The organism is Nocardioides sp. NPDC000445, from assembly GCF_040300245.1.
Taxonomy (GTDB): Bacteria; Actinomycetota; Actinomycetes; order Propionibacteriales; family Nocardioidaceae; genus Nocardioides.
This window is the reverse complement of record NZ_JBEPDH010000017.1, coordinates 117,026-135,509: the sequence shown is the minus strand read 5'-3', so window position 1 is coordinate 135,509 and position 18,484 is coordinate 117,026. Positions and strand designations below refer to the sequence as shown.

At 70.3% G+C, this 18,484-nt stretch carries 20 protein-coding genes; 10 read left to right on the top strand and 10 right to left on the bottom strand.

The window, feature by feature from the left end:
- Positions 1 to 40: 40 nt before the first annotated feature.
- The 3 genes from ABT304_RS21995 to ABT304_RS21985 form a co-directional block, all read right to left on the bottom strand.
- Positions 41 to 1,036 carry a PGN_0703 family putative restriction endonuclease gene (locus ABT304_RS21995; RefSeq protein WP_350718495.1) on the bottom strand — a complete coding sequence of 332 codons (996 nt, stop codon included), beginning with the start codon at positions 1,034 to 1,036 and terminating at the stop codon, positions 41 to 43.
- A gap of 389 nt (positions 1,037 to 1,425) precedes the next feature.
- Complete coding sequence (locus ABT304_RS21990) at positions 1,426 to 1,791, bottom strand: hypothetical protein (protein WP_350718442.1); 366 nt, start codon at positions 1,789 to 1,791, stop codon at positions 1,426 to 1,428.
- Positions 1,775 to 2,350: a TetR/AcrR family transcriptional regulator gene (locus ABT304_RS21985; RefSeq protein ID WP_350718441.1), complete on the bottom strand. Its 576-nt coding sequence runs from the start codon at positions 2,348 to 2,350 to the stop codon at positions 1,775 to 1,777. The genes ABT304_RS21990 and ABT304_RS21985 overlap by 17 nt, the downstream gene beginning before the upstream one ends.
- 142 nt (positions 2,351 to 2,492) lie before the next feature.
- Between ABT304_RS21985 and ABT304_RS21980 the strand changes: the two genes are divergently transcribed.
- Genes ABT304_RS21980 through ABT304_RS21970 form a run of 3 tightly spaced genes read left to right on the top strand, consistent with a single transcriptional unit; the run spans position 2,493 to position 4,140 of the window.
- The gene (locus ABT304_RS21980; protein ID WP_350718440.1) at positions 2,493 to 2,960 is read left to right on the top strand and encodes a peroxiredoxin; all 468 of its coding nucleotides are present in this window, start codon (positions 2,493 to 2,495) and stop codon (positions 2,958 to 2,960) included.
- Entirely contained in the window at positions 2,957 to 3,796 is an 840-nt protein-coding gene (locus tag ABT304_RS21975) for an SDR family oxidoreductase (protein WP_350718439.1), read from the top strand. The genes ABT304_RS21980 and ABT304_RS21975 overlap by 4 nt, the downstream gene beginning before the upstream one ends.
- Positions 3,796 to 4,140 (top strand): LLM class oxidoreductase, encoded by a 345-nt coding sequence (locus ABT304_RS21970; RefSeq protein WP_350718437.1) that lies wholly within the window; start codon positions 3,796 to 3,798, stop codon positions 4,138 to 4,140. Before ABT304_RS21975 ends, ABT304_RS21970 begins: the two co-directional genes overlap by 1 nt.
- Before the next feature lie 18 nt (positions 4,141 to 4,158).
- Here the strand turns inward: ABT304_RS21970 and ABT304_RS21965 are convergent, their stop codons facing one another.
- Positions 4,159 to 5,337 (bottom strand): alcohol dehydrogenase catalytic domain-containing protein, encoded by a 1,179-nt coding sequence (locus ABT304_RS21965; RefSeq protein WP_350718435.1) that lies wholly within the window; start codon positions 5,335 to 5,337, stop codon positions 4,159 to 4,161.
- A gap of 99 nt (positions 5,338 to 5,436) precedes the next feature.
- Here ABT304_RS21965 and ABT304_RS21960 point away from each other — a divergent pair, with 99 nt between their 5' ends.
- The 3 genes from ABT304_RS21960 to ABT304_RS21950 are packed head-to-tail and all read left to right on the top strand — an operon-like array spanning position 5,437 to position 7,626.
- Positions 5,437 to 6,483 carry an NAD-dependent epimerase/dehydratase family protein gene (locus ABT304_RS21960; RefSeq protein ID WP_350718433.1) on the top strand — a complete coding sequence of 349 codons (1,047 nt, stop codon included), beginning with the start codon at positions 5,437 to 5,439 and terminating at the stop codon, positions 6,481 to 6,483.
- Between the two features lie 20 nt (positions 6,484 to 6,503).
- Positions 6,504 to 6,986: a hypothetical protein gene (locus ABT304_RS21955; protein ID WP_350718431.1), complete on the top strand. Its 483-nt coding sequence runs from the start codon at positions 6,504 to 6,506 to the stop codon at positions 6,984 to 6,986.
- A 28-nt stretch (positions 6,987 to 7,014) separates the two neighbouring features.
- Positions 7,015 to 7,626, top strand: a complete 612-nt coding sequence (locus tag ABT304_RS21950; protein ID WP_350718429.1) for a flavodoxin family protein — start codon at positions 7,015 to 7,017, stop codon at positions 7,624 to 7,626.
- A gap of 5 nt (positions 7,627 to 7,631) precedes the next feature.
- Here the strand turns inward: ABT304_RS21950 and ABT304_RS21945 are convergent, their stop codons facing one another.
- Positions 7,632 to 9,770, bottom strand: coding sequence for a copper-transporting P-type ATPase (locus ABT304_RS21945; protein WP_502890403.1), 2,139 nt, complete (start codon positions 9,768 to 9,770; stop codon positions 7,632 to 7,634).
- Between the two features lie 197 nt (positions 9,771 to 9,967).
- Here ABT304_RS21945 and ABT304_RS21940 point away from each other — a divergent pair, with 197 nt between their 5' ends.
- Entirely contained in the window at positions 9,968 to 11,443 is a 1,476-nt protein-coding gene (locus ABT304_RS21940; RefSeq protein WP_350718427.1) for a multicopper oxidase family protein, read from the top strand.
- Between the two features lie 82 nt (positions 11,444 to 11,525).
- On the opposite strand, the gene ABT304_RS21935 is transcribed toward ABT304_RS21940, so the two are convergent.
- Genes ABT304_RS21935 through ABT304_RS21925 form a run of 3 tightly spaced genes read right to left on the bottom strand, consistent with a single transcriptional unit; the run spans position 11,526 to position 14,143 of the window.
- Complete coding sequence (locus ABT304_RS21935) at positions 11,526 to 12,350, bottom strand: sulfite exporter TauE/SafE family protein (RefSeq protein ID WP_350718426.1); 825 nt, start codon at positions 12,348 to 12,350, stop codon at positions 11,526 to 11,528.
- 1 nt (position 12,351) lies between these two features.
- Positions 12,352 to 13,833, bottom strand: a complete 1,482-nt coding sequence (locus ABT304_RS21930) for a rhodanese-like domain-containing protein (protein ID WP_350718425.1) — start codon at positions 13,831 to 13,833, stop codon at positions 12,352 to 12,354.
- 7 nt (positions 13,834 to 13,840) lie between these two features.
- The gene (locus tag ABT304_RS21925) at positions 13,841 to 14,143 is read right to left on the bottom strand and encodes a rhodanese-like domain-containing protein (protein WP_350718423.1); all 303 of its coding nucleotides are present in this window, start codon (positions 14,141 to 14,143) and stop codon (positions 13,841 to 13,843) included.
- A 144-nt stretch (positions 14,144 to 14,287) separates the two neighbouring features.
- Between ABT304_RS21925 and ABT304_RS21920 the strand changes: the two genes are divergently transcribed.
- The 3 genes from ABT304_RS21920 to ABT304_RS21910 all read left to right on the top strand — a co-directional run bounded on the left by ABT304_RS21920 (position 14,288) and on the right by ABT304_RS21910 (position 15,989).
- Entirely contained in the window at positions 14,288 to 14,692 is a 405-nt protein-coding gene (locus ABT304_RS21920; RefSeq protein ID WP_350718422.1) for a DUF302 domain-containing protein, read from the top strand.
- On the top strand, positions 14,692 to 14,958 hold the full coding sequence (locus ABT304_RS21915) for a metal-sensitive transcriptional regulator (protein WP_350718421.1): 267 nt from the start codon (positions 14,692 to 14,694) through the stop codon (positions 14,956 to 14,958). The genes ABT304_RS21920 and ABT304_RS21915 overlap by 1 nt, the downstream gene beginning before the upstream one ends.
- Before the next feature lie 152 nt (positions 14,959 to 15,110).
- Complete coding sequence (locus tag ABT304_RS21910; protein ID WP_350718419.1) at positions 15,111 to 15,989, top strand: hypothetical protein; 879 nt, start codon at positions 15,111 to 15,113, stop codon at positions 15,987 to 15,989.
- Between the two features lie 34 nt (positions 15,990 to 16,023).
- Here the strand turns inward: ABT304_RS21910 and ABT304_RS21905 are convergent, their stop codons facing one another.
- Together ABT304_RS21905 and ABT304_RS21900 are read right to left on the bottom strand one after the other, a co-directional pair.
- The gene (locus ABT304_RS21905) at positions 16,024 to 17,565 is read right to left on the bottom strand and encodes an aldehyde dehydrogenase family protein (RefSeq protein WP_350718418.1); all 1,542 of its coding nucleotides are present in this window, start codon (positions 17,563 to 17,565) and stop codon (positions 16,024 to 16,026) included.
- A 1-nt stretch (position 17,566) separates the two neighbouring features.
- Complete coding sequence (locus ABT304_RS21900) at positions 17,567 to 18,436, bottom strand: SDR family oxidoreductase (RefSeq protein ID WP_350718416.1); 870 nt, start codon at positions 18,434 to 18,436, stop codon at positions 17,567 to 17,569.
- Between the last annotated feature and the right edge of the window lie 48 nt (positions 18,437 to 18,484).

The following is an 18,484-nucleotide window of genomic DNA, read 5'->3' as shown; positions in this document are numbered from 1 at the left end:
CCGTGGGTGAGCCCCCGGCGTCCGGGATTTCGCCTCATCCTCACCACAGGTAGCGGCGTACGAATGCCTCCTTGACCGGTCCGCCGTGGGCGAATGCGGCATCCACGGTCTGCTCGAGCGTGAGCGCCGAGAACGAGGTGTCGCCGTCGACGAGAAGGTCCGCGTACGCCGCAGCTGCCTGCGTGAAGCTCACGTTCCGAGCCGGGTGGAGCAGGACGTAGCGGGTCTGGGGCGTCCACTGGTCGGGGTGGTTCCGCATCGAGAGCGCGAGGAGGTGGTCACGCCAGATCTGGCGCAGCGCGGTGTCGAGGACCTTGTCCTGCCAGCCCGGTCTGAACACGCCGGACGCTTCCGCGACAGCGATCAGGAACTCGGTCTGGTCCTCGTGCCTGGCGACGGCGGCCGGTCTGTCGGCGGGCGGCTTGGGGTCCTTCGCGGAGTGCTCGTGGTACTTCGTCTCGACGCCGACCACGGTCAGCGGTGCGTTCGGCCGCCCGAGCACCAGCGCGACGTCGAAGGCGGTGCGGTCACGGGTGTAGAGGTCGCTGCCTCGTCCCGGAGACCACTCGAAGAGGACCGCCGAGGGCTCGGCGTCCGGCACGCCGAACAGCTCCGCGAGCCGGCGTCGGGAGGCATGGTTCTCCGGCAGGGACGCCTCGCCGAAGAGGTTGAACGCCATCGGCATCGACGACAGCAGATCGCGATAGAGGCGTTTCGCGTCGAGGGTCTGGTGATCCTGCTTCTCCGCGACCCGAGCTCGGGCGATCCGATGGATCTCCGGAGTGAGGAAGTTCGCGCCCGCCTCCGCGTCGCCGTCGCCGAGCTTGGTGCCGTTGGGGATGTCCTCGACCGGGGTCTCGTCGAACGTCCGCCTCCCCGCGTGGGTGCCGAAGGAGACGATCCCCAGCTCATCGACCGCCCAGCGGTGCTGCCGCCACCGGGCCTCCTGCTTGAACGCGGTCATCATCTGCCCGCCCGCCTTGTCGGCGTCGAACCAGCAGCCGGCGTCCTTCAGGTCATCGTGCGACGGCATCATCGATGTCACCGTGATCGTCCTTCCTCGGGGATGCCGTGATCATCGAGGCCCGAATCCTCTGCGCGCGGCCGCACGAAACGGCTCATACCTTGCGTTGGGTACGTGGGCGCCGATCCCGCCTGTGGCGCCGGCCCGAGTAAAGGAAACCGCTAACTACTCCGACAAGCGCGGCACCGTCGCCATCGTGTGGAACCCGCCCAGCTCGCGCAACTATCGGCTGTACTACGCCGGGGATGCCTACACGTACGCCGACGCGTCCGGGGCGTTCTGGCTCCGGAACCGCTAGCTCGATGAGGCGACGTGGGAGTCCTGAGGTCACCTGGTGACCTCAGGACTCCCAGGTTCCCGATCTCCGGCGTCGTGTGACCGACAGCTACGGCGTACGTGCGTCACGCGACAGTGGTGTAGGACAGGATGAGCGCGCCGGCGGCGATGCCGAGGAAGCCCAGGCAGTTGATCCAGAGCTCGAAGCCGATGAACCGTGCTCGAAGGTGCGCGACCACCGCGGCCAGGAAGTATGCGACGACACCGACGTTCGCGGCCAGGCCGATGCCCTCGTGCCAGATGCCGGCGAGCAGGCCTGTGACGGCGAGTGACTTGATGGCGATGAGCGTCCACCAGTAGTTCTCGGGGAACGCCACTCCGTTGAGACAGGTCCGGATGAACCCGACGGGTCGCAGAGACAGAGCTACGTCGAGAGCCAGCAGCCCGGCGAGCAGCAGCTGCGGCCAGTCCGGATCAGGAATGAGGGTCACGGTTGGGCCTTCCGATGGTGAGGTGCTGAAGGACGGCGACGAAGTCTTCGCCGGGCTTCGGGTCGTTCGGGTCGCCGGTCCCGGCGCTCATGAAGAGCGTGCCGAGGTACGCGAGGTGCACGGCGATGGCCGTCTGATCTGCGACCTCGGGAGCGAGGCCGGTCTGCTGCAGGGCCTGGGAGATCTCGCGCCGCAACGTCGCTGCGAGGTCGTGGAACACCCCTGCTCGATGCTTGCCGCTGACGAGTGCAGCGGCGTAGTCCTGCGCGAGGGTGGGGTTGGCGGCGAACATCTCCACGAAGGGGGCGAAGATGTCGAGCAACGCACCGACGGCGTCCCCGCCCGCCGCCACGGGGGCCTTTGCGGCGCGGTTCCCGTGCACCTGACCGATGCGAGCGTCGAAGACCTCGACCAAGAGCGCCGACTTGTCTCCGACAGCCATCACGGTGCCCACGCTGACGCCTGCAGCTTGGGCGATGTCCCGGACAGTCGTCGAGTCGAACCCACGCTCCTCGAACATCTGCGCCGCGACCGCGAGCACGTGCTGGCGTGTGGCCATCCGCTGTTCCTGGCGTTTCATGCGGCGCCCCGAAGTTGATGAACATGTTCACTGAACATGTTCATCAAACTATCCAAGCGCGGCACTCGCGTCAACCCCGCCGAACCGCGTCGCCGGTGGACCTGCCGGGTAGGTTGGCGCCATGCCGCTCGAGACCGGTGCCGTTGCGCCCGACTTCACGCTCCCCGCCCAGGACGGTACGTCCGTCTCCCTCGCTCCGCTGCTCGAGAAGGGCCCGGTGGTGCTCTTCTTCTACCCGGCCGCCGAGACGCCGGTGTGCACCAAGGAGGCCTGCCACTTCCGCGACCTCGCCGGCGAGTTCGAGGAGATCGGGGCCTACCGGCTCGGGATCAGCAAGGACAGCGTGGAGAAGCAGGCCGGCTTCGCCGCCAACCACGACCTCGACTATCCCGTCCTCTCCGACCCCGCGGGGTCGGTGGCTGAGCTCTACGGGGTGAAGCCCAGCCTCCTCGGCAAGCTCGGGCCGCTGCAGCGTACGACCTTCGCCATCGGCACCGACGGACGGATCAAGGCCGTCGTCGAGGGGATGCTCAAGGCCGAGATCCACGCCGACGAAGCCCTCGCCGCGCTCAGGAATGATCTGGGATGACCACCATCGCCGTCACCGGGGCCACCGGCTACGTCGGCGGCGCCGTCGCCCGTGCGCTCGGCGGCTCGGACGCCACACTCCGGCTTCTCGTACGTGACACCGCCAGGGCCCCCGAGATCCTGGGCGCCGACGCGTTCGCGGTCACCTACGGCGACAGAGAGGCCGCGGTGCGGGCCCTCGACGGCGTACAGACCGTGCTCATGGTCTCGGCCGCCGAGTCGGCCGACCGCCTGGAACAGCACCTCACCTTCGTCGACGCCGCCGCGTCGGCTGGGGTCGAGCACATCGTCTACACGTCCTTCTTCGGGGCCGCGCCGGATGCCGTCTTCACGCTCGCGCGCGACCATTTCGCGACCGAGGAGCGGATCAGGGCGAGCGGGATGGGCTACACCCTGCTGCGCGACAACTTCTACCTCGACTTCCTCCCGTCGCTGGTCGGCGAGGATGGCGTCATCCGGGGTCCGGCCGGCAACGGGCGCTTCGCGGGGGTCGCCCGGGCCGACGTGGCTCGCTCCGCGGTGGCGACACTCACCGCGCCGCAGCAGCACCGCGGGCTCACCTACGACCTCACCGGCCCCGAGGCGCTCACGATGAGCGAGGTCGCCGACATCCTCACCGAGCATCGTGGCAGTGACGTGCGCTATCACGACGAGACGATCGAGGAGGCCTACGCGTCGCGTCGCCGCTGGGAGGCCCCCGACTGGCAGTACGACGCCTGGGTCTCCACCTACACCGCGATCGCCGCCGGGCAGCTCGACGGAGTCAGCGGCGCCGTGGCCACGCTCACCGGGTGTGAGCCCCTCAGCCTTCGCGACCTCCTCGCCGCCGGCGAGTAGTGCGGGCGCCGGCGAGCCCGGCCTGGGATCCTGATGACGCGGACGCCGCCATCCAACGGGCTCACCACCAGTTCCGCTGGTTCGGCGGTGGCTGGCCGGTCAACAGCGAGCTTCCGACCACAGCGAGCTTCACCGCGGCCTCGCAGTTCGTACGTCACGAGGACGTCGCCTCGTCGATCCCGTGCGGTCCCGACATCGATGCGATCACCGACGGGATCCGGCCCTTCTGGGAGGCCGGATTCACCGACGTCGCTCTGGTCCAGGTCGACGGGTCGACGAACGACCGGTTCCTGGCCGAGGCGGCCGGACCTCTGCTCGACGCGCTGCGCTCGGCGTCGGGCTGAGGCCCGGCCCGCAGGGGCTCAGGGCTTGAAGACGACCTTCACCATCCCGTCGGACTTCTCCTGGAAGGACTTGTACGCCTCCGGAGCCTCGGTCAGCGGGAGATGGTGGGTGGCGAACGAGTCCACGCCAAGCCGGTCGTCGTCGCCCTCGAGGAACGGCATCAGGTCCTCCGTCCAGGCCCGTACGTTGGCCTGGCCCATGCGGATGCCGACCTGCTTGTCGAAGAGCTGCATCATCGGGAACGGGTCCATCGCGCCGCCGTAGACCCCGGCGATCGAGACGGTGCCGCCGCGGCGTACGGCGTCGAAGGCGGTGTGGAGTGCGGCCATCCGGTCGACGCCGGCAGCCTGCATCACCGGGCGGTTCACGGCTCCCGGCATCGTGGCCAGCAGCTTGGTCATCCCCTCGACGATGGGCGAGCCGTGGGCCTCCATCCCGACGGCGTCGACGACGGCGTCGGCTCCGCGTCCATCGGTGAGGTCGCGTACCCGCTCGGCGACGTTGCCGGAGTCGAGCTCGATCGTCTCGGCCCCGCGCTGCCGCACCCTGGCGAGCCGCTCGGGCTCGCGGTCCACGCTGATGACCCGGTGGCCGGCGTCGAGCGCGAAGCGACTCACCATGTCACCGATGGGACCGGCGCCGAGGACCAGCACCGTGCTCTCCGGGTCGGGGTCGGCGTACCGCAGTGCCTGCCAGGCGGTCGGCAGGACGTCGGAGAGGAAGAGGAAGCGGTCGTCGGACGGACCGTGCGGGACCTTGATCGGCAGCTGGTTGCCGAAGGGAACGCGCAGATACTCTGCCTGTCCGCCCGGGACCTGGCCGTAGAGCGAGCTGTAGCCGAAGAGGCTGGCGCCGGTGCCCTGGTCGCGGTTCTGGGTGGTCTCGCACTGTGAGTGCAGGTTGTGCCGACACATCCAGCAGGTGCCGCAGCTGATGTTGAACGGCACCACGACGCGGTCGCCGACGCTCACCTCGCGAACCCCGGGGCCGACCTCGGCGACGATCCCCATCGGCTCGTGCCCGACCACGTCGCCCGGTGTCATGAACCCGGTGAGCACCTCGTAGAGGTGCAGGTCGGAACCGCACAGTCCCGTCGAGGTCACCTCGACGATGATGTCGTCGCTCTCGACGATGTGCGGATCAGGAACGTCGTCCACTCGGATGTCGCGCCGTCCTTGCCAGGTGACTGCCTTCATGGATGTGCCTCCTACGGATCGAGTCACCCCTGCGGTACCCGGATCCGGCGATTCAAGCCTGGCGAGCGGCAGTGCTGAACCCGGTCGCGATGGGTACCGGTGAGGCTCACCCAGCAGACGGGCCGCAGGGAGGGCGTGGACAACATGAAGGTGGTCGTCATCGGTGCGTCGGGAAACCTCGGCAGCGCCACCATCCGGGCACTCACCGCCGACGGGGCCGCCGAGGTCGTCGCCGTCGCGCGACGGGCTCCGGACGGGCCTCGGACCCACGAGCATGCCTCCGTCGAGTGGCGGGTGGCCGACGTGTCGACGGCCAACCTGGAGCCGGTGGTGGAAGGTGCCGACGCAGTCGTGCACCTCGCCTGGAAGTTCCAGCCGACACATCGGCCCGAGGAGACCTGGGCCACCAACGCCGTCGGTACGCGCAGGGTGCTCGAGGCCGTGGCCCGGGCAGGTGTCCCGGCTCTCGTGTGCGCCTCCTCGGTGGCGGCCTACTCGCCGGTCGGTCACGACGATCCGGTCGACGAGACCTGGGAGACGGACGGGGCCTCCTCCGCCGCGTACTGCCGGGAGAAGGCGTACGTCGAACGGGCCTTGGACGCCTTCGCCTGTGCCCACCCCGAGGTCCGCCTGGTCAGGGTCCGGCCCGCATTCGTCTTCCAGCGCTCGGCCGCCAGCGAGCAGCGCCGCATCTTCGGCGGCGCCCTGGCCCGGCCGGAGCTCCTGGACCGGCGGCGCATCCCGGTGGTGCCAGTGCCTGCCGGCCTGCGGTTCCAGGCCGTGCACGCCGGAGATGTCGGCCGGGCCCTCGCCACGGCAGCGACCACAGATGTGACGGGCGCGTACAACCTGTCAGGGGACGGCGTCATCGGCCGCGACGAGCTCGGCGAGCTGATGGACGCTCGAACGGTCGAGGTCCCGCCGCGTCTCGCGCGTCATGGCCTGGACGGTGCCTGGTATGCCCGGCTCGCGCCGGTCCCGGGCAGCCTCCTGGACGCGGTCATGCAGCTGCCGCTGATGTCGACCGCTCGGGCCGAGCTGGAGCTCGGTTGGCAGCCGCGCCACTCGGCCATAGACGCGCTCGAGGCCGTCCTGTCCGGGATCCCGCAGAAGGCGGGCAGCGAGCTCCCGCCGTTACGACCCTGAAGTCCGGACAAGGAGCAGCCATGAACGACGACATGTTGCACGCCTACCTGCAGCACCACTGGGCAGGGTCTAGCGCCGGAGCCGCGCTGTTCGAGCGAGTCGGCCGCTCGCACTCCGACACCGACGTGGCCGCCCGGGTACGTCAGCTGGCGACCGAGATCGACGAGGACCGGGAGCAGCTGCGGCAGATCATCATCGCGACCGGGGCCACCCCGTCGCGCATCGCCGCCACGACGGGGCGCGCGATGGAGTTCGCCGGCCGGTTCAAGCCGAACGGACGGCTGGTGCGGCGCTCGCCGCTCTCGGACCTGTTCGAGCTGGAGGCACTGCGGGACGCGGTGACCGCCAAGCGGGCCGGGTGGCAGCTGCTGCGTGCCGCCACCGAGGACGACTCTCGTATCGACCCGCTGCAGCTGGACGAGCTCATCCGCCGCGCCGACGACCAGATCGCCCGGCTCGAGGACCTGCACCTGCGGGTGGGACGTACGGTCATCGGCGCATGAGGGCGGAGCCCGCCGGTTACCAGGTGGCATGACGTCAACGACCTGTCTGATCCTGAACTGCACCCTCAAACGCTCGCCCGACGAGTCCAGCTCAGAGCTGCTCGGGTCCCAGATCCTCTCGGCGCTCGCGGACCACGAGGTGAAGGGCGAGATGGTCCGGGTCGTCGACCACGATGTCCGCTTCGGAGTGTCCACCGACGAGGGGGACGGCGACGCGTGGCCGCAGCTGCGCGAGCGGATGCTCGCCGCCGACGCGCTCGTGCTGGTCACCCCGATCTGGCTGGGCCAGCCGTCCTCGGTGTGCAAGATGGTGCTCGAGCGCCTCGATGCCGAGCTCGGCGAGACCGACGAGGACGGCCGGATGCTGACCTACGACAAGGTCGCCGGCATCGGCGTCGTCGGCAACGAGGACGGCGCCCACCACGTCACCGCCGAGCTCTGCCAAGCCCTCAGCGACGTCGGCTTCACCATCCCCGCCAACGGCTCGACCTACTGGGTCGGCGAGGCCATGCAGGGCGTGGACTACAAGGACAAGAACCCGACCCCGGAGAAGACCGCGGGTACGACCAGGACCATGGCTCGCAACATCGCCCACCTCGCCGGGCTGCTGGCGGAGTCGCCGTATCCGGCAGGGGAGTGACCTGATCAGCCCAGCCGTGCGGTGCGCAGCCGCAGGGCGTTGGCGATCACGCTGACCGAGGAGAGTGCCATGGCCGCGGCGGCGATGATCGGGGAGAGCAGAAGTCCGGTGAACGGGTAGAGCACGCCGGCGGCCACCGGGATGCCGGCCACGTTGTAGACGAAGGCGAAGACCAGGTTCTGCCGGATGTTGCGCATGGTCGCCGCCGAGAGGCGGCGGGCGTTGGCGATGCCGGTGAGATCACCGTGGAGAAGTGTGATGCCGGCGGACTCCATGGCCACGTCGGTGCCCGAGCTCATGGCCAGGCCGACGTCTGCTGCGGCGAGAGCGGGGGCGTCGTTGACGCCGTCCCCGGCCATCGCGACCACGCTTCCTTCGGCGCGGAGCTGATGGACGACGTCTGCCTTACGGTCCGGCAGCACGCCGGCCTCAACCCGGTCGATGCCGAGCGAGGCGGCCACTGCCCGTGCGGTCACAGGGTTGTCGCCGGTGAGCATGACGACCCGAACTCCCTGGGATCGGAGGTCGGCGAGGGCGGCCGGGGTGGTCTGCTTGATCGGATCGGCGATGGCGAGGGCACCGGCGAGCCGACGGTCCACGCCGACCAGGATGACCGTGGCCCCGGTGCCGCGCAGCCGGTCGCTCTCGGGTCTCAGTGCGGCGGGGTCGATTCCTTGCGAGTTCAGGAAGTCGGCGCTGCCCAGCGCCACCCGGTGACCCTCGACGGTGCCGAGCACGCCACGTCCGACAGGGGAGTCGAAGCCGGTCACGTCCGGGACCGCCAACCCGCGAGCGGTGGCGGCCTCGACGATGGCGCGGGCGAGCGGGTGCTCTGAGGCTCGCTCGGCGCCCGCGGCCAGCCGCACCAGCTCGTCCGCGTCCGCTGCCGGGTCGGCGAGCACGATGTCGGTGACCGCCGGGCGCCCCTCGGTCAGCGTCCCGGTCTTGTCGACGACAACGGTGTCGACCCGTTCCATCCGCTCCAGCGCTTCGGCGTTCTTGATCAGCACGCCGTGGGTGGCGCCACGGCCGACGCCCACCTTGATGCTGATCGGTGTCGCCAGTCCGAGCGCACATGGGCAGGCGATGATCAGGACCGCGACCGCGGCGAGCAGGCCGTGGACGACCCGCGGGTCGGGGCCGACCACCGCCCAGACCACGAAGGCGATGACCGCGATCGCGATCACCGCCGGGACGAAGTAGCCGGCGACCCGGTCGGCCATCCGCTGGATCGGGGCACGGGACCGTTGAGCCTCGGCGACCAAGGTGACGATCCGCGCGAGCACCGTGTCGTGGCCGATCCGGTCCGCCCGGATGACCAGAGCGCCGGTGGTGTTGATGGTGCCGCCGATCACCGCGTCGCCGGTCGTCTTGGGCACCGGCATCGACTCGCCGGTGACAAGTGACTCGTCCACGCTGGACCGGCCGTCGAGGACTTGGCCGTCCACCGGGACCTTCTCACCTGGCCGCACTCGGAGCGTGTCGTCGATCCGCACCTGGTCGAGACCGATCTCCTCGTCGGTCCCGTCCGGGCGCAGGCGGCGCGCGGTCGTCGGCGTGAGGTCGAGGAGTGCTCGGATCGCTCCCGATGTCTGCTCCCGTGCACGCAGCTCGAGCACCTGGCCGAGCAGGACGAGCACCGTGATGACGGCCGCCGCCTCGAAGTACACATCGACGGCACCCGTCCCCATGCCCATCTCGGACGCGGACCGGAATGACTCCGGGAAGATCCCCGGCGCGATGGTGGCGACCACGCTGTAGAGCCAGGCGACCCCGGTTCCCATCGCGATCAAGGTGAACATGTTGAGGTTGCGGGTGCGCACCGAGACCCATCCACGCTGGAAGAAGGGCCATCCGGCCCACAGCACCACCGGGGTGGCCAGGACGAGCTGCAACCAGTTCGAGGTCGACTGTGGGATCGCCTCGCCGACCCGGTCGATGAAGTGACTCCCCATCTCCAGAGCCACCACCGGGATCGTGAGCGCCAGCCCGATCCAGAACCGGCGGCTCATCGCGAGGAGCTCGGGACTCGGCGCCTCACCCGCCGTGAGGGTCACTGGCTCCAGTGCCATCCCGCAGATGGGGCACGCCCCGGGTCCGGGGCGGCGGATCTCGGGGTGCATCGGGCAGGTCCACTCGGTCACGGTGGCAACGCTACCCCCGCGGGGTATCGGAGAAGTCCGCGGAAGGTCCTTCGGGCTCGGGACCTTCGGACCTCCGTGCGCATCCCAACGGCTCCTGCCGGTCCGCGTCAGGCGGGGGAGGATGGCGGAGGACGTGGGGATCGAAGGGAGCCCGTCATGTGGTGGGATCGCAGCAGCGACCGGGCAGGCGGCACCTGATGACGCCGCGCCCCGTCGGTCGGCGCGCGGTCCTGGTGGGCTCGGTTCTCGCCATGACCGGAGGGGCACTGGCCGCCTGCGCCGACGAGCGCGGCGGACCATCGGCGGCCCGGGTGATCGGTCCGGGCTCGGACGAGGTCCGCGCGGCCGAGCTGCGGCGGCGATCACCCGGGCAGCGGGTGCACACCGAGCGCCTGACCGCTCGGCCCGCCACCATCGATCTCGGCTCGCGGACCGTCCAGACCTGGTCCTACGGTGAGTCGGTGCCCGGGCCGCTTCTGCGGACGAGGGCCGGTGACCTGCTCCGGGTCGAGGTGACCAACCAGCTGCCGGCGGAGACCAGCGTCCACTGGCACGGTCTGGCGCTCCGCAACGACATGGACGGCGTACCCGGGATCACCCAGAAGGCGATCCGCCCGGGCGCTCCCTTCACCTACGAGTTCACCACCTCGGATCCCGGCACCTACTTCTTCCACCCGCACAGCGGCGTACAGCTCGACCGTGGTCTCTACGGGGTGCTCGTGGTCGACGATCCCGCGGACCCCGGCGACTACGACCTGGAGTGGGTCGTCGTCCTCGACGACTGGGTCGACGGGACCGGCCGGACCCCCGACGAGGTCCTCGCCGATCTGATGTCGACGGCAGGGATGGGCCCCGGCGGGATGATGGGAGGGTCGATGCGTTCCCCGGTGCTCGGTGGCGCCGGGGACGTCGACTACCCGGCCTACCTCCTCAACGGCCGTACGCCGGACGCGCCCGTCACGCTGGCGGGCAAACCCGGACAGCGGGCCCGGCTGCGGATCGTGAACGCCGGCTCCGACACCGCCTTCCGGCTCGCGCTCGCCGGCCACCGCCTCACCGTCACCCACAGCGACGGGTTCCCGGTCGTACCGACCACGACCGACGCGCTGCTGATCGGCATGGGCGAGCGGTTCGACGTGACCGTCGACCTCGCCGACGGGGTGTTCCCGCTCATGGCCTCGGCCGAGGGCAAGACGGGTATCGCCCTGGCGGTGGTCCGCACCGGCCGGGGGACGCTCGCTGGCGCCGCGATTCCCGAGCTCTCCCGCCAGTTGGTCCTTGGCAGCGACCTCACCGCCGACCCGGCCGTACGCCTGGACCCCGCCCCCGTCGACAGGCGCCTCGACGCGGTGATCGCCGGTGGGATGATGCGCTACCGGTGGACCATCAACGGGGCGATGTTCCCCGATCACGAGCCGCTGGACGTAGCGAGCGGGGAACGGGTGCGGCTGCGTCTGCGCAACCGGTCGATGATGTTCCACCCCATGCACCTCCACGGACACACCTTCGGTCTCGTGGACGGTGGCGCTCGCAAGGACACCGTGATCGTACGGCCCATGCAGTCGCTCGAGGTCGACCTCGTCGCCGACAATCCCGGCCAGTGGGCCCTGCACTGCCACAACGTCTACCACGCCGAGGCCGGCATGATGACGGTCCTCTCCTACGGGAGATGATCCGTCCGTCCGTCCGTCCGGCGGCCGAGGTCAGGGCCGCGATCGTCGCTGACGAGTGCTGGAATGCGGGGGACGGCGCGAATCAGAGGAGTGCGGGCAGGGCCCGGGCGGCGGTGTACACGGCGACACCGACGACCAGGACGGCGAAGCTCCTCTGAAGCCAGTCGGTATCGATGCGGTCGGCGAGACGTGCCCCGGCGATGGCCATCGCTGCCGACGTCGCGGTGAGAAGAGCGACGGGCGTCCAGTCCGGCTGGACGCCGGATCCGGCTCGGACGGCCAGAGCTGCGGCGGTGGTGATGGTGATCACCACCAGGGACGTGCCGGCGGCGTACTCCATGGGCAGCGCAAGGGCGAGGAGGAGGGCGGGGACGACGAGGAAACCGCCGCCCACGCCCAGAAAGCCTGTCAGTGTTCCGACGGCTGTCGCGGTCGCCACTACCTTGAGCGCCCGGGGGCATTGGCACGCGAACCTCGGACTGAACGTGATGATCGGGTCGTCCAGGGCCGGCTTCGCAGCATGCCGAGGACCGCCTCCCCGCCCGTGACGTAGCTGGCGCCAGGCCAGCACCCCGCCGACCAGCAGCATCAGAGCGGCGAAGGCGGCCAAGAGGACGTCTTCGGGGACCCGGCTGGACGCATCTGCTCCCACCGCCGCTCCGCCGATAGCGACCAAGCCGAAGGCGAGACCGCGGCCGAGCAGTACGTTGCCCGCGCGGTGTGCGGCGATGGCCCCGATGAGCGAGGTGATGCCGACGACGACCAGCGATCCGGTGGTCGCCTGGGGTGGGGACTGCCCGAGCAGGTACACCAGTACCGGAACGGCCAGGATCGAGCCACCGCTACCAAGTGCCCCCAGGGACAGGCCGATGAGCGCGCCGGCGACGACGGCGAGGACCAGGGTCATCTCAGGCGTCGGCCCCGACGGCGCCTGCGGTGGTGGTGCCCTCGGGACTGACTGTGTGCAGACCGACCTTCTCCGCGTTCTCGAAGGAGTCGTCGACAGCGACCGGGGTGCCGCCGGCGGCGGCGATGAACGAGGCGGCGACCGAGGCGCGGTAGCCGCCGGCGCAGTGCACCCATACCTCGCCGGCCGGCACCTCGTCGACGCGGCCGGGCAGCTCGGGGATCGGGATGTTGACCGCTCCAGCGATCGCCGCGTCCTCGTACTCTTCGGTGCGGCGCACGTCGAGCACGACGACGTCGCGGTGGTGGCGCACCTGCGCCAGGTCGGCGAAGGTGGCGGTGGGGAAGCTGCCGAGCTCGCCGTCGGTCCAGTTCTGCGGTCCGCCGGTGGCCTGGGCCGCGGGCCGGTCGATGCCGATCCGGACCAGCTCGCGCTGGGCGGTGGCAACGTCCTCTGCGGTCTCGCCGAGCAGGGTCACGGGGGTGCCCCACTCGATCAGCCAGCCCAGGTAGGTCGAGAACGCACCGTCGAGTCCGAAGTTGAAGGTGCCGGGGGAGTGTCCGGCGGCGAAGGCCCTGCGGTTGCGCAGGTCCACCACCCACTCGCCTGCCTCGATACGGCGCCGCAGCTCGGTCGCGTCTGCCTCCTGCACCGGGGAGAGGTCGGGTGCGGACGGACCGGCGGCGTTGGCGGGCCCCATGTGCGCGTAGTACGCCGGCCAGGCACCGAGGGCGCCCAGCAGCTCGCGGACGTAGGTTTCCTCGTCCTGGGTCAGGACCGGGTTCGAGCGCTTCTCGTCGCCGATCGTCGAGGCGGTGGAGTCGGACTGCGTTGCCGAGCAGAAGGATCCGAAGCCGTGGGTCGGATAGACCTCCGCCTCGTCGGGCAGCTGCTCGGCGAGCTTGTGCGCCGAGGCGTGCTGGTGGCGTACCAGGGCGTCTGTGTGCTCCTTGCCGAGCAGGTCCGGTCGGCCGGTGGCGCCGTAGAGCAGCGAGCCGCCGGTGAACGCGGCGTACGGCTCCTCGCCGTCAGGACCGTCGACCGAGAGCTCGTAGGACAGGTGCGTGAAGGTGTGACCGGGGGTGGCGATCGCGCGGACGCGCATCCGTTCGCCGACCTCGACGACCTCGTCGTCAGCGATCGGGGTGCGGTCGAAGGACACCTCGTCCTCGCCGTTGACCAGGTAAGTTGCGCCGGTCGCCTGCGCGAGTGCCAGGCCTCCGGTGACGTAGTCGTTGTGGATGTGGGTCTCGAAGACGTGGGTCAGTCGGACGCCGTCGGCCTCGAGCACCTCCAGCACCCGGTCGATGTCGCGCTGAGGGTCGACCACGAAGGCGACCTCGCCGTCGTGGACCAGGTAGGTGCGGTCCCCGAGCGAAGGGGTCTCCAGGGTGCGGACGGTCAGCCCCTCGGCCGGCTGTGGCTGCGTCTCCTCGGTCGCCGAGGCCGGCGCGGTGACTTCGATGGCGGTGTCGTCAGTCATGTTCGCCTCACTTCTCGATCGGTCGCCCGGAGCGGATCCAGGCGTTGGTGCCGCCGGCGACGTTGATCGCGTCGAAGCCGTTCGCCCTCAGGACGTCGGCCATCGCGCCGCTGCGATTGCCGGAGGCGCACACCATGTGCACCGAACGATCCCGATCGATCTCGCCCAGTCGGGCGGTCAGCTGACCCATCGGGATGTTGATCGCGCCGGGCACGTGGCCCTCGCGGAACTCCGCGGGCTCGCGGACGTCGACCACAGCCGCGCCCCGATCGAGCGCCGCAGCGAGCTGGTCGATGGTGGTCTCACGCATGAGAAGGACTCCTTTGCTGGCTTGTCGAGTTGTAACCCCCCGGGGGGTTACCCTCCAGACGTTAACACATCCCCCTAGGGGGTTGTATGGTTGTGAGCGCAAGCCGCCGCAGACCCAGTGATCGGTATCCCGGAGGACAGACCCATGACGCAGTACACGCTCGAAGCCACCGTCCGCCGCCCCTATGACGAGGCCGTCGAGGCGGTGCGCGCCGAGCTCGCGGCTGCCGGGTTCGGAGTCCTCACCGAGATCGACCTGAAGGCCACGCTGAAGGCGAAGCTCGACGTCGATGTCGCACCCCAGGTCATCCTGGGAGCCTGCCGCCCCCAGCTGGCTCACCAGGCACTGCTGGCAGATCCCTCGATCGCCGCACTGTTGCCCTGCAACGTCGTCGTCCGGGCCGTCGATGAGAGCACCACCGTCGTCGAGGCCTTCGATCCCGACGCCATGATGTCCCTCGCCGGCCAGGCCGGCGACACCCTTCGCACCGTTGCGACCGACGCACGGCAGCGCCTGACCGCGGCTCTGGCCGCACTGGAGAACAACTGATGGACCTCGAACCCGCCGAGATCAAGGCGATCATCACCCGTATGAAGCGCGCCAACGGCCACCTCGCCAGCGTGATCCGCATGATGGAAGAGGGGTCGGACTGCGAGTCCGTCCTCACCCAGCTCGCTGCCGTGAACAAGGCGCTCTCCCGCGCTGGCTACGCGATCGTCGCCACCGGCCTGCAGCAGTGCCTCGCCGAGACCGACGAGGGTCTTGACGACGTGGACGTCAAGAAGATGGAGAAGCTCTTCCTCGCCCTGGCATGACGCGGCCCGCGCGGCCGAGATGGCCTCGACGGTCATCGCCGGCAGCAGACTTGCGCGCGTCCGGCACCAGGCAGTTCGTCAGCGGCGCGGAGGACCAACGGCACTGAGGCCGGGGTGGCCGCTCGGGCTACGTTGGCCACGAGGTGAATCCTGTGACCGAACCAACGCCTCCCGGCAAGCCAGGTGAGTCCACGCGCACCATCCGCCGGTGGGTGTGGGCGCTGGCCTCCGTCGCGGCCGCGCTCGCGGTTGCGGTCGCCGTGCTCTTCGTCCTTGTGGTGCGCTCGGATGACGATGATCGTCGTGCCGTTCCGACACCGTCTGCGAGCAGCACCGCGACGCCGGCGCCGTCTACGAGCACGACCCCGACGGAATCGGCCACCCCGAGCGCGTCGCCCACGGAACCGACGACGACACCCCCTTCGGCGTTCGGCTATCAGCCGCTGTGGCCGTTCGCCGGCGTCGAGGACGCGGCGGTGTGGCAGCAGGCATATCGAGACGGCGGGCACCAGCCGTGGCACCTCGATGCGGGGCTGGTCGCGCGACGGTTCACCCAGAGCTACCTGGGCTACCAGGAGCTCGACCGGGTGCTTCGGGTGACGATCTCCGAGAACCAGGCGTGGGTCGACGTCGGCTTCCGGCTGCCCGACGGCAAGGACAGCAGGGCGGCCGTCGTACATCTGGCGAAGATCGGAAGCGGTTCGTACGCCCCGTGGGAGGTCGTCGGCACGAAGGACAGCACCCTGTCGCTGACCACCCCGCGCTATGGCGCGACGGTCACGTCACCGATGGCCGTCGGCGGCAGGATCACCGGGGTGGACGAGAGCCTGGTGATCCGGGTCTTGCGATTGGGCACCGGCGAGGTCGGCCGGTCCCCGGGCATCCCCGCCGGCGGGCAGAACAGCCCGTGGTCGACCACGATGCCGTTCAGCGCCCCCGCGGGCAGCGTACTGACCATCGCGGTGTCGACCGGCGGCCACGTCGCTGCCGTTGAGCGGTTCGCCATCACTGGCGTCCGCGTCGGTCCGTAGCACGTTGGCCGAGGCCCGGCATGAGGACGTTCTCCTACCGGAGATGGCCGGTCGTCCCGAAGCGGGGTACCCGACGTCGCAGGTCGCGTGCCGCGACGGCGTGGAAGAGACCTCGGGCGAGCAGGGCCCGGCCCCGGGAGTAGGGGAACCAGGCCGGCTCGCGCTCGAGAGTGGGGAAGCGGGGTGCGGTGATCGCCTGCTGACGGGTGTACTTGCGCAGCCCGTGCGCGCCGCCGAACCGGGCACCCGAACCCGACGTCTTCCACCCGCCGTGCGGCAGGGTCAGGGCGAAGAGGTTCGCGTACGCGTCGTTGATGTTGACCGCACCGACGTCGAGCCTGCGCGCGATGCTCTGGGCGCGGACGAGGTCTCGGGTCCAGATGGTGGCCGAGAGGCCGTAGCTGGAGTCGTTGGCGAGCCGTACCGCCTCGTCGGCATCGGCGACCCTGATCACCGGGATGGTGGGACCGAAGGTCTCCTCGCGGATGCAGGTCATGGAGTGGTCGACGTCGACCAGCACCGTCGGCCGGTAGCCGGTGCCGACGCCCGTGGGCCGGCCACCGGTCAGCGCTCGGGCGCCGCTCGCGACGGCCTCGGTGACGTGTCGATGGACGAGGTCGCGCTGCGCCGTGGTCGCCATGGCCGCGGTGTCGACGGAGTAGGCCGTCTTCTCCTCGCCGTGGCGCAGGCCGTCGACCAGCGTGGTGAGCCTGGAGACGAAGCTGTCGTGGATCGAGTCCTCGACGTAGACCCGCTCGATGGAGACGCAGGCCTGGCCCGAGTTGAACAGGGCTCCCCAGGCGACACCGGCGACGGCCCGGTCGAGATCGGCGTCGGCGAGCACGATGGCGGGATCCTTGCCGCCGAGCTCGAGGCTGTAGGGGACCAGCCGCTCCACGGCCCGATGGGCGACCAGCCGTCCGGTGCTGGTCGAGCCGGTGAACTGGACGAAGTCGACCACGTCGACCAGCGCCTGGCCGGCCGGCGCCGATCCTGTCGCCACGGCAAGTACCGGGGGAGCGCCGATCTCGCGCCAGCCGCGGGCCAGCTCCAGTGCCGAGAGCGGGGTCACCTCCGACGGCTTCAGGAGCACCGCGGAGCCGGCGAGCAGCGCCGGGATGACGTCCATGCCAGGCATCGCGAGGGGGTAGTTCCACGGCGAGATCACGCCGACCACGGGATAGGGCCGGTAGACCTTGACCATCCGCTTGGTCGCGGACAGCAGACCGGAGCTGCCGACGCGTTCGTCCGCCAGGAACTCGTGCGCGTGGTCGGCGAAGTAGTTGATCAGCTCCGCCATCCACGGCGCCTCGAGCTGCGCCTCGGCCCGCGGCTTGCCCGACTCCGCCTGGAGTACGTCGGCCAGGTGGTCGGCCTCGTCGAGGAGCCAGTCGCGGAGCCTGCGCATCCATCGTGCGCGCCCCTTCGGGCCCAGCGCCTCCCAGGCAGGCTGGGCGGCCCGGAGCGCGGTGACGGCCTCCGCGACCTGGGCCGGAGCGAAGTCGGCGACCTCGGCGAGCAGCCGATCGTCGACGGGGGAGCGGACCTCGAACGTCGAGGTGGTCGGTCCGTCCATGTCAGGCCTGCCTGCGCAGACGCCTGTGGTACGCCTCGCGGGCAACCGGGTCCGCCTGCGTGTAGGCGGTCGACGCCCCCGTCGCCTTCTCGGCGAGGCCGCGGAGGCGGTACGGCAGCAGGCTCATCGTCGTGAGCGTCGCGGCCAGGCTCCGGGGAACGGTGACCAGCGGCTTCTTCGAGCCGACGACCCGCACGATCGCCCGGGCGACGTCCTCGGGGTCGACGGTCGTGATCGTCTCCGTCCAGGCCGGGGTGTTCGCGCCGGCCGAGAGCTCGGTGCGTACGACCCCGGGAAGGACTGCGGTGACGCCCACCCCGTGCACCGCGAGCTCACGGTGCAACGACTCGGTGAACCCGACGACGGCATGCTTGCTGGCGCAGTAGGTCGCCAGACCCGGGAAGCCACTGACGCCGGCGAGGGAGGCGATGTTCACCAGATGTCCCGTCCCCCGGGACGTGAAGCGCTCGGCGGCGAGCCGGCTCCCGTTGATGACGCCGCCGAGGTTGATGCCGAGGATGCGGGCGGTCATCGCCGGGTCCTCGTCGGTGAACAGCCCGGTCGGCATGATGCCGGCGTTGTTCACCAGGACATCGAGCGGCCCGAGCTCGGCCTCGGCGGCCTCCAGGAAGGCGGCGAAGGACACCGGCTCGGTGACGTCCAGCGGCAGCCCGACCACCCGGGTGCCCACGTGTACGGGGCCCTCGAGCTCAGCCGCGGTCGCGGCCGCCAGGTCGGCGTCGAGGTCGCCGATGGCGACCTTCGCCCCCGCGGCGAGGAAGGCCTCGGCCGTGGCTCTGCCGATCCCGCGGGCGGCGCCGGTGATCGCCACGACCTTGCCGCTGACCTCGTTCCCTCGTGTACGTGCCATCGCTGTGCCTACCTTCGATCGATGTGTCGAGCAGTGGGTGGTCGAGCC

Excerpts from the sequence above, each read along its gene's own strand:
- ABT304_RS21915 (WP_350718421.1), top strand. The coding sequence starts at position 14,692 with ATGGACCTCGAACCCGCCGAGATCAAGGCGATCATCACCCGTATGAAG.
- ABT304_RS21925 (WP_350718423.1), bottom strand. The coding sequence starts at position 14,143 with ATGCGTGAGACCACCATCGACCAGCTCGCTGCGGCGCTCGATCGGGGC.
- ABT304_RS21900 (WP_350718416.1), bottom strand. The coding sequence starts at position 18,436 with ATGGCACGTACACGAGGGAACGAGGTCAGCGGCAAGGTCGTGGCGATC.
- ABT304_RS21980 (WP_350718440.1), top strand. The coding sequence starts at position 2,493 with ATGCCGCTCGAGACCGGTGCCGTTGCGCCCGACTTCACGCTCCCCGCC.
- ABT304_RS21930 (WP_350718425.1), bottom strand. The coding sequence starts at position 13,833 with ATGACTGACGACACCGCCATCGAAGTCACCGCGCCGGCCTCGGCGACC.
- ABT304_RS21965 (WP_350718435.1), bottom strand. The coding sequence starts at position 5,337 with ATGAAGGCAGTCACCTGGCAAGGACGGCGCGACATCCGAGTGGACGAC.
- ABT304_RS21950 (WP_350718429.1), top strand. The coding sequence starts at position 7,015 with ATGACGTCAACGACCTGTCTGATCCTGAACTGCACCCTCAAACGCTCG.
- ABT304_RS21975 (WP_350718439.1), top strand. The coding sequence starts at position 2,957 with ATGACCACCATCGCCGTCACCGGGGCCACCGGCTACGTCGGCGGCGCC.
- ABT304_RS21905 (WP_350718418.1), bottom strand. The coding sequence starts at position 17,565 with ATGGACGGACCGACCACCTCGACGTTCGAGGTCCGCTCCCCCGTCGAC.
- ABT304_RS21940 (WP_350718427.1), top strand. The coding sequence starts at position 9,968 with ATGACGCCGCGCCCCGTCGGTCGGCGCGCGGTCCTGGTGGGCTCGGTT.
- ABT304_RS21985 (WP_350718441.1), bottom strand. The coding sequence starts at position 2,350 with ATGGCCACACGCCAGCACGTGCTCGCGGTCGCGGCGCAGATGTTCGAG.
- ABT304_RS21995 (WP_350718495.1), bottom strand. The coding sequence starts at position 1,036 with ATGATGCCGTCGCACGATGACCTGAAGGACGCCGGCTGCTGGTTCGAC.
- ABT304_RS21935 (WP_350718426.1), bottom strand. The coding sequence starts at position 12,350 with ATGACCCTGGTCCTCGCCGTCGTCGCCGGCGCGCTCATCGGCCTGTCC.
- ABT304_RS21920 (WP_350718422.1), top strand. The coding sequence starts at position 14,288 with ATGACGCAGTACACGCTCGAAGCCACCGTCCGCCGCCCCTATGACGAG.
- ABT304_RS21955 (WP_350718431.1), top strand. The coding sequence starts at position 6,504 with ATGAACGACGACATGTTGCACGCCTACCTGCAGCACCACTGGGCAGGG.